Genomic DNA, 14,579 nt, shown 5'->3' with positions numbered 1-14,579 from the left:
GGGACAAAGCCTAGCGAACGTGCCTGTCCCCTGTTTCACGCTCATTCGATCCGCCGTTTGAGCCGCACGACGTTCTCGACGTTATGATCGACCCCCGGCTCGAACGCCGCGGGCCGGCTCCGATCGATGACGTAAAACCCGCGCAGCCGCCGCACCTCGCCCGTATCCAGGCCGATTTCGCGACCGAACTGCACGCCGTCGGGGTAGACGCGGAGGTAATGCGCCGTCCGCTCCTCGATCGGCAGGTTGCCCAGACCGTTGCTGGAAACAAACTGCGCCAACGTCGGCGCCTCGTCGACCTCGAAGAACCCGATCGTCACCCACACCGCATAGCAATTGCTGCGGTTGGTCGTCATGCTCGCCACGCGGCTCGCCGGTTTGGCGAAAAAGTAGGAGCTTCGCGTCCCGTCGAGGGCAGGAATCGGGTTGGCCGACGTCGTGCTCGCGAACAGCGGATTGCCGACCGGCTTGAGCGGACTGTTGGTCCCGTCGAGCAAGTTCGTCAACAAACCTCCGCCCGCGTTGGAGACGATCGGCACGTTCCGGCTGCGCGCCAGACCTGCGTCGACCCCTGCCGGCCGAACCATCTGCACCAAGGGGACGAGATCTCCCGCGTTGGCGCTGCGGAACGGATTGGCAAAGAACGTCGGCACGTTCGGGTCGAACGCAAATGGCTGTCGAGACGCCGTTGCAGTCTGGTAACCGCGACGAGACGACGTAAACGGCGTATCGACGTTCGGACTTGCCCGGTTGGCCGCCTGATCGTCGCGCCACCGGGGTCGAGCGTGACCCCGCGCCGCCGGCGTCACGGCGTTCACGTTATCTGGCGAATCGTGAAACAGCCCCGCGTAAACCTCCGGACTGTTGATCGTATTGAGATTGATCTTCCCCGGCTCCCGCTGATTGGAGACGGAGTTGTTCGGCGCCATGAACCGCACGATCACGTCGTCGTAAGACGGGGTCGCCTGAGGGTTGGCAACGCTGAACTTCTGCGGGTTGAGCCACGTGTCGGTCCCCGCGAATTCCGATTTCACCTCGACCAAGTCCAGCACCGCCGACATGCCCGTCGGCGCAAACGTCGTGTTCGCCGGCGGCGTGGGCGCCGTCGCCGGGTCGATCCCGCCCCCCTGGCCTTCATAGAAGAAGTTGAGCGTGTAGCCGAAGCCGTACTTGTTCGGCTGGTCGGCCCGCGTGTACCGGCTGATCGGAATCGGCATCGCGGCGGCGTACGGCCAAGCCTGATCGGTGCGGGCCGTGCTCGCCGTGTCGACCACCCCGGTCGACCGCAGCAATTGCGACGAGCGCTGCGCGGGGACGAGCATCAACTCGGCCTCGCTTTGGTACGGCCGGTTGTTCCAAGCCATCATCGGGAACGGCTGATCAGGGACCACGCCGTTGCCGTTGTCGTCGCGATCGAAACTTTCATTGAGGTAGCCCATCGACCACCGCGGCTTGCCGCGGAAGGGGGGCGGCGAGGCGGCGGCGGCCCCCACGCGGGCGGTCCCCCCGGGACGCACCCGCGGTCGGCCGTTCACCCAGGGATTCTCGCTCAGCCAGGGATTCACGTTTTGCAGCACGTTGTTGAGCCGATTCTGCTGCGGGTCTTGGCTCCAACCGCGTTCCATGCTGGCAAAATCAACGGCCGCCTCGTTTTGGCTGGAGTGCTTCGGCGGCTGGAAAGTCGGGTTGAACTGCTCGCCGGCCCCAGTGTCGTTGCTGTTCTGGTTCTTCACGCCGTTGAAGACGAACAGATTCGCCGAGTTGTCGTCGATCGTCAGATACGGGTTGACGACCATATCGTTGCGGTATTGGTCGGCCCCGGCCGCATTGAACACGGTCCCCGGCGCCGGGTTCCACGGCAACAGCGGGTTCGCAAGCCGCTGCAGGTAGATCCACTGGTAATTCGTGATCAGCCCGCGCGTCGCCAGCCGGGTCTCGCCGTCGTACCGCATCGTCGGATCGTCGAGCGGCGTGTCGATCGGCTTGCTCTGGCCGTTGCCGTCCTGATACTCCCCTTCGGGGTGATAGGGAAAGCGGCCCCGAGCCGTCACCCGATTGTCCGTATTGATCTGCGGATCGGCGTCGACCCACTGCGTGTCGTGATTGCCGCCGATGTCGCGGAACCGGCCGCCGCGCTGGTAGCCCAGCGCCGGCTCGGACAGAGTGAGCCGGCGACGAATCGCGTTGCCCGAGGGGGTGATCGGGATGCGCTGATTGCGGTTCGGGTCGTACACCGAATTGGCGTCGACACTGTCGATGATCGCCACGTCGGCCATCGGCCAGCCCGTCTCGAAGCCTTGCAGATCCAACGCAGCCGACACGGTCGGGGAACGAAGGGAACCGACCAGATCGTTACGCAACCACTCGATCGGTCGATTGTCCGGTCGTCCGAACAGCCCGCCCGTGCCGACGCGGAACCGCAGCCCGGGCCCTTGCTCCTTCGACGTCCCGTCGAAATTCCCCAAGTGGTTGACGAACTCCGTATCTCCCCCGCCCTGGAGTCGAAAACCTGACGTCACCACCGTATAGCGCCCGGGACGCACCGGCCGCACCCACAGGTTGTGATTCTCGTTGGTCGCCGAGCTGAAAAACGCCACGCCGTCGTCGCCGTAGCCAGGGTCGCCGATCGCGGTCCCCGTGAAGTAGACGCTTCGATCCGGCTGGGTCAGCCGCAGCAGTTGGTCTCGACCGCGCGGCGGCTGTGCATCGGGATCTTTCGGCAGCGTCGGCCCCGCGGGATCGGTCCGCAGCGCGTCGCGGTAACTCACGATCCGCCACACGGGCGACGGTCGCGGAGTCGCCCTGCGCGGGTCGTTCGCCACAGACGTTGCCGCAAGATTCACCCCGAGATCCCTGCCCGGTTGCGCCACGCTCATCGCGCCGGGGCGCATCGTGCTCGTCAGGCGAGTGTCTCCTTGCGCCCCCGCGCTCGGCTCCCACGGATTGTAGAGCTCGATCGCCCAGAACCCTTGCGGCCGGGTCAACTGGTCGTAATCGAGATCGTACCGCTTCGGATCGAGGAGCGCCTGCTGGGCGTCGTAATAGGCCGCGTCTTCGCCCTGGTTCGGGTCTTCCAGCCGCGTGTCCTCGGTCCGACGATCGTGCCAAGCCATCTGCTCGGTGACGATCAGTTCCGGCCTCTCGGCGCCCCACACCAGCCCGCCAATATCGTCGCTACCAGGGCTTGGATCGTCTGGAATACCGTTCGGACCATAAACGTCGAGCGTCCCTGGATCTCCATCTACGTCCCAGCCGTCGAATGGATTCGCGTCATACTCGAACGCCGTCATGATGTTGTCGGCGTCGCGGAAATCGACGACGTTGATCGCCCATTGGGCGATCTGCCGAGCCAGCGCCGCGTCCTTGGCCTTGGTGCGCGGGTCGTAATCGTCCGGCGCGGCCGTGTTGAGCGCGAGCACGAACAAGTGCCGGGCCAGCAGCGTCCGCGGATCGGCCGGCGTCAGCGATACGCCGTCGTTGGGACTGACGTCGTAAGCGCCCGCGAATTGGGCTCCCTGGTATCCGATCATCATGCCGTCGGCCGCACCGTCGTACGCCGGCACGGAGTTGGCCGCTCGGGCAGGCCACACCGTACTGCGAAACGCCTGGTCGATACTGTCGGCGCCGTCGATCCGCCCGTCGCCGTTGTTGTCGAAGTAGGGCAAGCCGACGTCTTCGCCCGGTTCGTCGACCACGCCGTTGCCGTTGTCGTCCAGCCCGTTGCCGAGCGGACGGTTGAGATTGATCTTGCCCCCCGCCATCAACTCGGGAGCGACGATCCGCCGCAACACCTTTCGTACCTCAAGCTGTTGTTGCATGTCCAACGGGGCAGGCCATGGCGGAAAGGGACTTCCGACTACAGGCGGCGTTCGTTCATTAAGCTCATACCTCACGCGAATCTCAAACAATTCTGCGGGTGTTCGCGGTGTACGTAGTTGCAACTCAGAACTAATGCTCTGTAGCTGTTGTTGTGTGGCTATGAGGCGTCGCAGCGGCTTCGGCACCGTGACGCTCGGCGCCGGCACGTCGTAGCTGATCGTCGTCAATCGTTGACGGTCGTACGGATCGCCGCTGCCGTCGGGGTTTTGAATCCCGGCGAGCACCGTGAATCGCGCCGGCAGCCCCGCGGCGTCGACGTCGTACAGCCGCAGCGCTCGCTCCAGTTCGAACAGCGTGAACGGGGCGTCGGCCGCCGCGGTGCTTGTGCCGACCGGGGCGTCTTCCGACAGATTGAGTTCGTACGGCGAGTCGACCGTCGTGTACTGCGACCCCCACTCGTAGGTCGATCCCCAGACCGGTTGCCCCAGGTCGTTCAGCCCCATCGCGTACCGGGCCGAAAGATCGGGAAGCGTGCCGAACTTGCCGGCCGGGGCCAAGCCTTGCGTGCGCGGGTTGCCGGGCCAGCCGTACCGCGCCACCTGGGCCAACGGGTCCATGTGCGTCGGCCACCCGGGCCGGGCGTTGTTGTTCGGCATGGTCGCGACGTTGTCATACCCGTACCGACCGGGGAAGTCGGTCGGCTGACCGCTGACGTTCACCCGATCGCCGACGAGCAGTCGTTCGAAGTCGCCGCCGACGATTTGCTGCAGGCTAAAATCAGCCGGTCCGAAACCCGTGCCGCGAGGCATGTCGTCCAAAGTTCCCCCGCCTGCCACAGGACGCCCGCGCGGCGGCGTCGAACCGACCCCCGCCAAATCGAGCGACCCCGCGGCGTTGACGTTCGCCCGGCCGTCGAGGTCGAGGCACAGGATCGCGGCCAGGGCCTTGTACCGCTTGCCGTCGATCCCCTGCATGACCGGGACGCCGAAGTCGACCCAGACGCTGTCCCGCACCCCGTCCAAATCGTTGTCGACGTCCCACGGGCCGTAGATCATGCGGTTGAGCGCGTTTGCGTGGCCGGTCGCTGGCGGAGTCGCGGATTTCGCCGCATCGTACTCGGGATTGCTTCCCGTAAAGTTAGGGTGATCCAGCCAATTGGGTCGCAACAGCACTTTGCGCAAGTGCAGCGGATTGCTCGCAAACGGGTTGTTCGTGGCCGCTTGATTCTTCCAGTAATTGAGCAGCGCCGGTCGATGGAACGACGGCAGGACCATGTCGTTGAGAGCGGCGCTATTGAAACCGACCGACTCGCGCAATCTCCCGTTGCCCGGCAGATCCATCGCCGCCAGGAACATGTTCTGGAAATCGGGCGCATCGTACGACTCGTTCGCCCCCCCGCGACCGGCGTAGTCGATCATGCCGGGCGCCATGTACGGTGTGGGAACCGGCCCGCTGGCCGAGGGAGCCCTGACGACCACAGACCCCACGTCGAAGGTCGTAGTATTCGGCAACAATGCAAGCGGCGGATCGCCTTCCCAAAACCCGCCACGCGCCCCAGGGCGTTGGTGAAATACTCTCACCCCCTGGATCGGAACGCCAGCTACCAAACGCGGTCCGTTGTAATCCGCAGGCATGGTCGGAGCGTACCCGACCCCCGTGCCGCTGAACGGCTTGCCGTTCACCAAGACCCGCAGCGGCAGATCGGCCGAAGGCGCCAGGGCGACCCCCAGCGGGATCGCCCCGTTGTTCGTCGCGGTCGCTAGGTTGCGGCCGTCGGCCAGCTTGAACTCCAGCACCGTCAGCCGCGGCGGGGTCAGCACGACGCCGTTGTTGTCGTCGTACGTGGCCGGGGCGTACCGCACGATTCGCGTGCTGATGCCCGCGGCCTTGCCGTTGAGGAACGTCAGGACCTGCCCCGCGTAGGCGTCGTCGAGGTGCGACAGCGTCGTCGGATTGGTCTTGTCGTACTGCGTAAACGCCAACGGCAGATTCGGCGGAATCGCCGGGGTTACAGGCGGGGTTACAGGCGGGGTTATCGTCTGGCTAATGGCAATCGCTAGATCGATCAACTGCCCGCCGGTGCGGGCGTAGTCCCCCCCGGCCCAATCGACCGGCAGCGCCGGCGGATTGCCGGGCCATTGACCGAGCGTCGCCGTGAACCCGTCGTTGCCGTACATGTCGGCCAGCAACGAGTGGCTGCGCAGGCTGCTGTGGACGTTTTTGGTGTCGCGCACCAGTTGAGCGAGGACCTCGTCCAGCAGGTTGCCTTCCGAGGCGGCGGCGGTCGCCACGCGGGCGGCCGCGGCCTGGGCCTTCATCGTCCGCTCGTCCTGCTTGGTCGAGACGACGAACGCGGTCCCCAACAGCAGAAACAGCACCAGCATGCTGAGCACGACCAGCAGCAGCACGCCCCGCCGGCGCGCCGCCGCGGCCCGCAGCGCGCCCCGCCGGCGCAACGACCGTCGCGGTCGGGACTTGCCGCCAGAGAGACGCCCAGTGCGTGTCGTCATTGCCGTGCCTCGTGTTCCGTTCATCGCGTCACCTGCCGCAAACAGTGCGAACCGTCGCCCCCGAGCGGTCGCGTCCCGGATCGGGACTGCGCCTGGTCGTCGTGTCACTCGACCGTCCAGGCCGAATCGGTCTCCATCTTCAGCGCCTGCGTCGTCACGCCGAACACCCCCGGCAGGAGGATGGCGCGGAGGTTGGTCATCGAGTTTACCGGCCACTCCGGCCCGTCGAGCATCAGCCGTCGGCCGAGAACGCGGGAACCGTTTGACAACGTGATCTGGTCGTCGGTCGTATCGCTGATCTCGTCCTGGAGCGACAGGATGCGGTACCACTTCAGCAGGAAATTGCCCGTCGTCGCATGCACCCCGGCGACCGCGATCCATTGGCCGGCGCGAATGTCCTTCAAGGCGTTGTTCACGGCGTCGAGGTCGTCGTTCGAGTACCCCGGCGAATACGCGACCAGTTCTCCGCCGATCGTCATCTCGGCGGCGATCGCCCGTTCGCTCTGCGGCGACGGGACCTCGTCCCGGCGCGAGAACAGGGCGACCGACACCTCGTACGCCAGCAGCCCGTAGTCGGAATGCCCCGGCTGCAACGCAACCACCGACGCGGTGTTGGCCGGAGCGATCGTCGCCAGCCACGAGTAATTGCCCGAGTACTGCCGAGCGAGCGGCAGGTCGTCGGAAAAGTCCTTCTCGGTTCCGTTCGGATCGGCCAGCTTCCACAACTGCTGCCCGGGGAGGTCGCCGTTCTTGGGGACCGCAACGCTCAACTCGTCGCGGATCGTAACGGTCGTCTCGGCAATCGTGCGAGGCATTGGGCGACTCAATGCGGAAGGTACGAATTGACCGATCGTGATGCGACGGATCGGCCACTCCTGACCAGCCAAACCGCCAGAATTCCAAGGATTCGCTACGTTGGGATAGCCTTCATGTGTAACGCTGCCCGAAGTGTCAAACATGCTGCCCGGAAAGTAAGCGGCGTTTGCGTCGGCCGGGTTTGGATTAACGACTGCTGCAACACCTAAAGGATCGAGGACGTAAGCGAACCCAGGGTGGGGTTGATTAATCGCGGCAGGGTAAGGGAGGTTGAACTCCCCGGTGTAGTTCGGACCGTGATGCCCGGTAAGCATGACGGGATAGATTTGATTCTGTGGATCCGAAATGCGAACTTGACCGGCCAACGTCGGCGGCAGGGGTGCATACAACCACTTCTCCGGCCGCAGATAGCCGCGGGTCTTCAGCTCGGCGAACGCCGCGGGGGCGGCCGCCGCGGCGCGGTCGAACCGCTGGCCCTGGGCCGCGTAGTGGTTCCCCACCGGGAACATGGCCGCGACCCCCATCAGGCCGAACAGCAGCACGAACATCGAGATCAGCACCTCGAGCAAGCTGATGCCGCCCCGAGCGCGCCCGCGCGGGGCCGCGCAAACGCCATGCCCGGCCAAGCATCGGCGAGGCAGGCGGCGTTCGAGTTGTCCCACGGGCTTGCGCATGGCTGAGTGCAGAGGGCTTATTGATCCGACCGCGTCAATTCCGCGGCGTAACTGTGGGCGGCGGCGATCTGGTCGTCGTAATCGCGCTCCAACTGGGTTCCGTCGTTGTCAAAGTCGACCGTGCTTCCGCGCGGGTCGACGAACCGATTCTCGCTGACGATCGCCCGGCCGTTGCGCGCCCCCAGGGCGACCCACCGGCTGTCGGCGTTGAGCCAGTTGAGTTCTCGCCGCAGCCGCCGGAACTCGTCCTCGTCGGCGCCGAGGCTGCCGAAGTCGGACCCCGGCGGGTCGGGCGGCACGGCCGGATACCCGGCCCCTTGCGCCCCGCGCAGGCCCGCGACCGCGTTCTCGATCCGCCCCACCAGCAGGAACGCCTTGGTGTAGCCGCGCTGCTCCTCGCCGTTGACGAGCACCGACTCGATGCCGGCGTTGGGCCGGAACATGATCGACACCCGCAGTTCGTTCCCCGCGACGTTCCCGCCGGGGAAAAGGCGGGGCGGAGGGTTCGTCCCCCCTTGTCGCCTCGTCGTCGCGCGAGACAACATCCGTCCGAACTGCGGCGAGGGGGGATTGGGCGAAGGCAGGGCGTACGGCGAAGTCACCAGGGGATTCGTCTCCACGCCGAACTCGACGCGATCGAGCCCCGAGGCGACCAAATCGATGCCGATCCCGCGCGGAAAGGTGAGCGGCGGCGCCGAGGTTGCAGCCGGCATCCGGTGGATCACGTACGCCTTCGGCGGCGAAGCGGGCGCCGGCGTGCCGCTGTTCAGCGGGTCGCAGGATGTAAAATCCCCGTTGCCGTCGACGATCGATTGCTCGCCAAGCGGCAACAACGGCGCGGGACGGCTGACAGGTTCGCAGCGGAAGAAGCTCTTCTGGAACATGCCCGGATTGCCCGGAACCGTGTAGTAGTCGCCGCGAACGAACGGGGTGCTGCTGGCCGTATCGTCGACGTTGTCTCCGTCTCGATCGCCGTCGGTGATCTCATAAAACGCGCCGTCGACCTCAACGACGTCGCCGCGACGCAACATCTGCGGAGGCATCGGCTCAGCCGCGTAACCGCCCGACACAGGGTCGAACGCGATGAACTGCAGCCCGTCGATCTGATTGCCGCCGCCGATCGCGAGCAAGTAGACTCGCGAATAGTCGGTGAACCCCGCAAACGGCGCCGGTTCGGCCAGCATGTGGACTTCCAAGGCGAAGCCGCTGTCGGGGCCCGTCTCGCGCAGCGCGATGCCGTGCGGCCGGCCGGTGCGGGCCGCCTCGGCCTGGGTGCGGACAATGAACGTGTGGAGGTTGCGGGCCCCCTCGCGAATCTTCCGCGCGTCGTTGTTGGGCGACAGGATCGGCACGACCCCCGCGACCAGCGTCGTGACGATCACCACGACCACCAACAACTCGATCAGCGTCATCCCGCGAACCGCCCCCCGCGCAGGGCGCACCGCGACCGCATCCCGCCGCGGGAGCGCCGCCGTTCGCGTTGACATGCCGCCGTTCATGATCGTCGTGGGAGGTTAGCCGTCGTGATTGGAGATGTTGTCTTTGTCGCTGTCGATTTGCCCGTCTTCGTCGTAAACGGCGCCGAGTTGCAAAGCCACGCCGTTGAGTTCCACGTCCGTCGGCGCGTACGGATCGGCGACTGTCGGCCCGGCAAATCCGACCGCGACGACCAGACCCGTACGTCGATCAGGGCCGGCGGAGAAAACGAGCGGCACGAGACGAAAGGCGCCCAAATACTGTCGAGGCGTGCCGGCAAGCGCCGCCTCGGCCTGCGCGTTGCGATTCTGAATCGCTTGCATGGATCTTTGCATTGCCGTCGTCGGGTAATTGCCGTAGGGAATCGCAGACAGACTGCTCGGCAACGCATCGCGGCGAAACACGTCGAACGGATCGTGGTCGGTCTCCCAATCGCCCGACATGATCGTCGACCGCTCGACATGCCCCGCCGGCCAGCGAATGTAGCGAATCGGCTGCCCCCAGCCGTCGAGGAACTCCAGGGCGCCGTCGCCGTCGGTGTCGCCGACGTCCTGTTCGCTGAACAGCGTTCTCGCTTCGCCGTCGCCGGTGGCGGACATGATCGTCATGAACAGGCACTCGGCGGCCTCGTTCGCCAACAACGTGTCCCGATCGACGCGATTGGCGGTTGCCAAATAGCGTCGGTAGTAGGACTGAGTCAGCGGCGAAGGTTGCGACAGAAAGTAAGTCGTCGGCGCGGGGGCGCTGCTCGGGTTTCCGGTCGGCACTCCCGCATTCAGCACGTCGCTCCAGCGGTCCGGCATTTCGAGCTTCATCAGTTCCCGACGGGCGAGGAGCCGCAAATCGGACATCACGCGATTGCGCGCCAATCCCTGAAAGTTCTGATTGATCTGCTGCACGATCGCCGGGTTCAACGACAGCCGCCGCGTCTCGTACGACTCCCACCGTTCCATGAGCAGGCCGTGGATCTTGGCGATCGTGCTTTTGGTGCGGGCCGCACGGGCCGACTCCATCGCCGAGCCCGCGGCGCCGTAGATCGCCGCGGCGAGGATCGTCAGGATCGCGATCGTGATCAGCAGTTCGACCAAGGTCACGCCCCGCCCGGACGCACCGCCGCCGGCCGCGCGACGCCGGGCGTTGCGCTGAACCCCGCTCAGAAGGCATCCCGCTGCGGCGATCATTCTTCCTGCGAGTCCTCAAGGGTGCCGGTCGTGAAGTTCGTCAAATTGTCCGCCAAGTCGCCGGTGAACGGCCCGGTCGGGAAGGCCAGGAACAGGTTCGCTGCCGTGGCGTACTGCTGAATCGTCGAGACGCTCATGTCCCCCCACGCATCGTCGAGCCCCGCGTGCAGGATCTGAAACTTGCCGCCGTTGACGAACACGATGTCCTGCGCCGGCGCGTTGATCGCCGTGATCCCCTCGCGCAGCTTCACCAGCGGATAGATCAACCGCCCCTGGCCGTCCGACATGGGCGCCGCGGGGAGCGAATACTCAGCCGGCTTGTGCCGCGAGACGTCGAAATACACGTACGGTTGCTGCGACCCGGCCGGCAGATACTGCCAGAGATTGATCCGGCGCTCGTCCCCGGTGCGGGGATCGTCGTAGACGATGTATCTGCCAAAGCCCCGTTCGTCGTTGAAACGGCCGTTGTCACGACGCGGGCCGAGCCGCGAAAGCTCGAACGGGTACAGCGGCGTGCGGTTCTCTAGGACTTCGCCGGCGGCGTCCGCGATTCGGAACGAAGGTCCGCCTAGCCCGGAAATGGGATACTCGGGGTCCTCGCTGAACCCGCCGAGCCAGAAGTAGACCGCCTCGCCAGCCGACATCCCCCCCTCGAGCGCCTGCGGCGCGGCGTTGCCGCTGGCCCCCGCCAGACCGGCGATCAGTTCGGGGTCCTCGCGATGCCGCGGAAACGCCTTCTTGAACATCCGCGCGAAGTCGGAGGCGACGATTTGGTTGACGTACTGATTCTTCGAATTCCGGCTCCCGTCGTTCATGCCGTTGGGAGGATACGCCCCGTACTTGTTCTTGAAATCCTCGACGGACTGCGAGAGCTGGTTGAGCTCCATCGTGATCCGCCCCCGCTTGGCCGCCTTCAGGCCGTTGACCGCGGCGTAGGTCCCCAGGGACGCCAGGATCGCGATGATGCTGATCACCACCAGCAGCTCGGTGAGCGTGAAGCCGCGCCGGCCCTCGGCGACGGTTGACCGTGGGTCGCGAATCAGCCCTGCGAGGCGCGAGGACCGACCTGTCGACGACCGCTCTGAATTGTCCATGCTCGTTGCTCCTGAAGCGGGGATTCGCACGCTCTCGGCCGGGGCCTGTCGACAGGAGAACCGGCGTCCCGAGGCCTGGGGAGGCCGCGGGGGGTTCGCCGAGGGGATTCCAACGCGACTGGCTGCCGTGCTCATTTTGGGATTAGGGGCCGACGACCCCTCCACAGAGGGAATCGACCAATGTCGCAAGATGGGACCATTGCCCCGTCTTGCCGCGCAAAATCGTACGTCCCCGCGAAAAAACCGCGGAAAACGTCGGGATTCGTGCGATCCGCCGGGGTTAGAGGGCAAACGGCGCGCCACCCGGGCCCGCCGACCGAGGGGGTCGTCCAAACTCCTTGCGACAGCACCGATTGTAGCACACCGGCGGCCCAATCCGCATCAAGCACGCATCCCGGTGCAGCGGCTGGATTTGCGGCTTCGCGGGTTGACGCGAGCTTCCTCAGCAGCGAACCGGCCATCGCGCCGCGACTACTGAGGCGGCGTCCACTTGCGGCTGTCGACGGTCCGGCGATGCTCGGCGACCCGGGCCTCGTGGGCCGCCCTGGCCTCGCCGGCCAAGTCCTTGCCGGCTCGCAGGTCCTCGAGCACTTGCCGCAGTTCGTCGGCCGACTCGAGCGGCCCCGGGCGCCAGAGCTGGACGCGCGATTTTTGGTCGAGCACGACCAGCGTCGGCGTCGCTTCGACGGCGAAGGTCTTGCGCGACTGGCGGTCGACGTCGGCCAGCCAGCCGAACGTTCCGCCCCAGGACTTCCAGGTCCGGTCGAGCAAGTCGCGGGGGGCGTCTTCGCGGTCGACGTTGACCGCCAGGAACTCGACCCCCGAGTCCTCCCCCAGTGCGGTCCGGACTTCGTCGATCAGTTGGGCCTGGCGCCGGCAGGGGGGGCACTCCACCTGCCAGAAATCGAGAACCACGATCTTGTCCTGATAGTCTTCGAGCACACGTTTCTTCCGCTGGGGGTCATAAAATGCCGCCTCGGCCGCCAGCCGGCCGGTCACAGGCGAAGGCCCCGGGGGGACGGGGGGCGTCAGCGCGGTCACCAGCGTCGCCTCGGCGGGCGCTTCCAGGACGAACGTCGCATCGTCGATGTCGGCGTCGAATGCGGGATCGCGGAAGTCGATCCAGACGCTGTGCTCCATATACTGGCTGTCCGGGTCGAGTTCCCCTTTCTGGGCGTCGACGGGCAATTCCATCCGCAACAGGGCGTCGGTCTCCTGGTCGATCCACAGGACCCGTTTCCCGGCCGGGTTGGTCGTTTCGAGCCGGTAGCAGACCCGCCCGGCGAGCGACTTCGAGGCAAGGAGCCGCGGGGCGCCGTCCTCGGGGAACACCAGTTCGTCCTCCGAGCGGTTCCACATCATGGCGAGTTGCGGAAAGACGTTCGCCAGCGATTGGGCCAACAGGGTGTCGCGCAGGAGCGGATCGGGAAGGAAATTGTCGCCCGCAAGTTCGGCCGGCGCCGGGGCGACAAGGATCTGGTCCGGCAGCGCCGCCACCGCGACCCGCAGTTGCCGGCCGTCGCACGCGACGTCGTACGACTGCCGGTCGGGCCCTTCGCTGATCGACTCCTTCAACGTGAGCCGCAGCCGGTTGGGGCGCGCAAGCGCGAGCGCCAACTCGAAGAACGGCCGCTCGCGCTCAACCCCTTCGCCCCGCACCACGTAGTGTTGAACGTAGGAGGCGCTGTCGGCGTAACTTTGGGCGCGGTTGTAGCGGGCGAACAGTCGCTCGGCGACCTCGTCGGCGGTCACGTCTGCTGGGATGCCCCTCTCGGCGACGGGCGACGTCGCGACCGGACCGCTGCAGCCCGCCCAGGGACACGCGGCGCACACGACCGCCAACCCTCCGAATTGCCGCCAACGACTCATGCTATTTCCTCGCAAGACGCCCGCAACTTCGACTCGGGGCTCGCCCCCGGTGCGGACTGGGCGAGGCGCGTCCCGTCCGCGATAATCCCGCCGGAGACTCCTGCCGCGGCGAAGTCCCCGCACGGTATCACACCCCCCAGAGCGAGCAAAGCCCGCCCCCATGACTGCTGCGACCCCTCCGACCGGCGACGTCCAGTTCTTTCCCCTGGCCGAATGGTCTGTCGTCGAGGTGCGCGGGGCCGATCGGCAAGCGTTTCTCAACAAGTTCTGCACGAACGACCTCGCGCCGTTGCAGGCCGGTCAGGGGGCCGAGACGTTCTTCACCGACGTCAAGGGCAAGGTGCTCGCCCACGCGATCGCGGCGATCGGCGACGAAGCGGTCCGGCTCGTCACGGCTCCGGGCCAAGCCTTGGGGTTGATCGCACATCTCGACCGGTACTGCATTCGCGAGCAGGTCGAATTCGTCGACGCGACGGCGACGACGCAGGCGTGGCACCTGTGGGGCCCGGGAGTCGAGGCCGCGGTCGCCCGCGCCGCCGGGGGGACGCCGTCGCTCCCGCAAACCGACTGGCAATGCGGGACCGTCTCGATCGGCGGCGCGGAGGCGGCGCTGCAGCGGTTCCCGCTGGGGGAGCTGCCGTCGTGGCTGGCGATCTCCTTGCGCGATCGCGCCGAGTGCGTCGAGCGCTCGCTGCGCGACGGCGGCGCGACGCTCGCCTCCGCCACGGTCTGGGACGCCCTGCGGATCGAGGCCGGGTGGCCGCTGTTCGGCGTCGACTTCGGCCCTGACGCCCTGCCGCAGGAAGTCGGCCGCGACTCGGTTGCGATCAGCTTCCGCAAAGGGTGCTACCTGGGTCAGGAGACCGTCGCCCGGATCGACGCCCTGGGGCACGTCAATCGCCACCTTGCGGCGGTGCTGTTCGCCGCGGGGACGACAGGCGTCGCCGTCGGCGACGAGTTGCACGCCGGCGGCAAGTCGGTCGGGCGACTCACGTCGCTCTGCGACTCGCCTCGCTACGGCAGGCCGCTCGGGCTGGCCATGCTCCGTCGCGAGGCCCATGTCCCGGGCGCCCGCTTGGAGTGCGGCGCCGCGCTGGCCGAGGTGATCGCGACGCCGGGCGACGCGCCCGAGTGAGCGGC

7 protein-coding genes are annotated in these 14,579 nt (G+C 66.5%); 1 reads left to right on the top strand and 6 read right to left on the bottom strand.

Annotation, left to right across the window (positions count from 1 at the left end):
* Positions 1-41 precede the first annotated feature (41 nt).
* From KF688_04790 to KF688_04765, 6 genes are all read right to left on the bottom strand, one after another.
* A complete protein-coding gene (locus tag KF688_04790; GenBank protein MBX3424977.1) occupies positions 42-6,329 on the bottom strand; it encodes a hypothetical protein in 6,288 nt (2,095 codons plus the stop codon).
* 104 nt (positions 6,330-6,433) lie between these two features.
* On the bottom strand, positions 6,434-7,819 hold the full coding sequence (locus tag KF688_04785; protein MBX3424976.1) for a hypothetical protein: 1,386 nt from the start codon (positions 7,817-7,819) through the stop codon (positions 6,434-6,436).
* A 17-nt stretch (positions 7,820-7,836) separates the two neighbouring features.
* Positions 7,837-9,306, bottom strand: a complete 1,470-nt coding sequence (locus tag KF688_04780; GenBank protein MBX3424975.1) for a prepilin-type N-terminal cleavage/methylation domain-containing protein — start codon at positions 9,304-9,306, stop codon at positions 7,837-7,839.
* Positions 9,307-9,333: 27 nt separating this feature from the next.
* Entirely contained in the window at positions 9,334-10,476 is a 1,143-nt protein-coding gene (locus KF688_04775; GenBank protein ID MBX3424974.1) for a prepilin-type N-terminal cleavage/methylation domain-containing protein, read from the bottom strand.
* Complete coding sequence (locus tag KF688_04770; GenBank protein ID MBX3424973.1) at positions 10,473-11,570, bottom strand: prepilin-type N-terminal cleavage/methylation domain-containing protein; 1,098 nt, start codon at positions 11,568-11,570, stop codon at positions 10,473-10,475. Before KF688_04770 ends, KF688_04775 begins: the two co-directional genes overlap by 4 nt.
* A 471-nt stretch (positions 11,571-12,041) precedes the next feature.
* Positions 12,042-13,439 carry a redoxin domain-containing protein gene (locus tag KF688_04765; GenBank protein ID MBX3424972.1) on the bottom strand — a complete coding sequence of 466 codons (1,398 nt, stop codon included), beginning with the start codon at positions 13,437-13,439 and terminating at the stop codon, positions 12,042-12,044.
* Between the two features lie 160 nt (positions 13,440-13,599).
* On the opposite strand from KF688_04765, the gene KF688_04760 reads away from it, so the two are divergent.
* Positions 13,600-14,574 carry a folate-binding protein YgfZ gene (locus KF688_04760; GenBank protein ID MBX3424971.1) on the top strand — a complete coding sequence of 325 codons (975 nt, stop codon included), beginning with the start codon at positions 13,600-13,602 and terminating at the stop codon, positions 14,572-14,574.
* Positions 14,575-14,579: the final 5 nt, after the last annotated feature.

The organism is Pirellulales bacterium (assembly GCA_019636345.1).
Classification (GTDB): Bacteria; Planctomycetota; Planctomycetia; order Pirellulales; family Lacipirellulaceae.
This window is presented reverse-complemented; position numbering and strand designations above follow the sequence as displayed.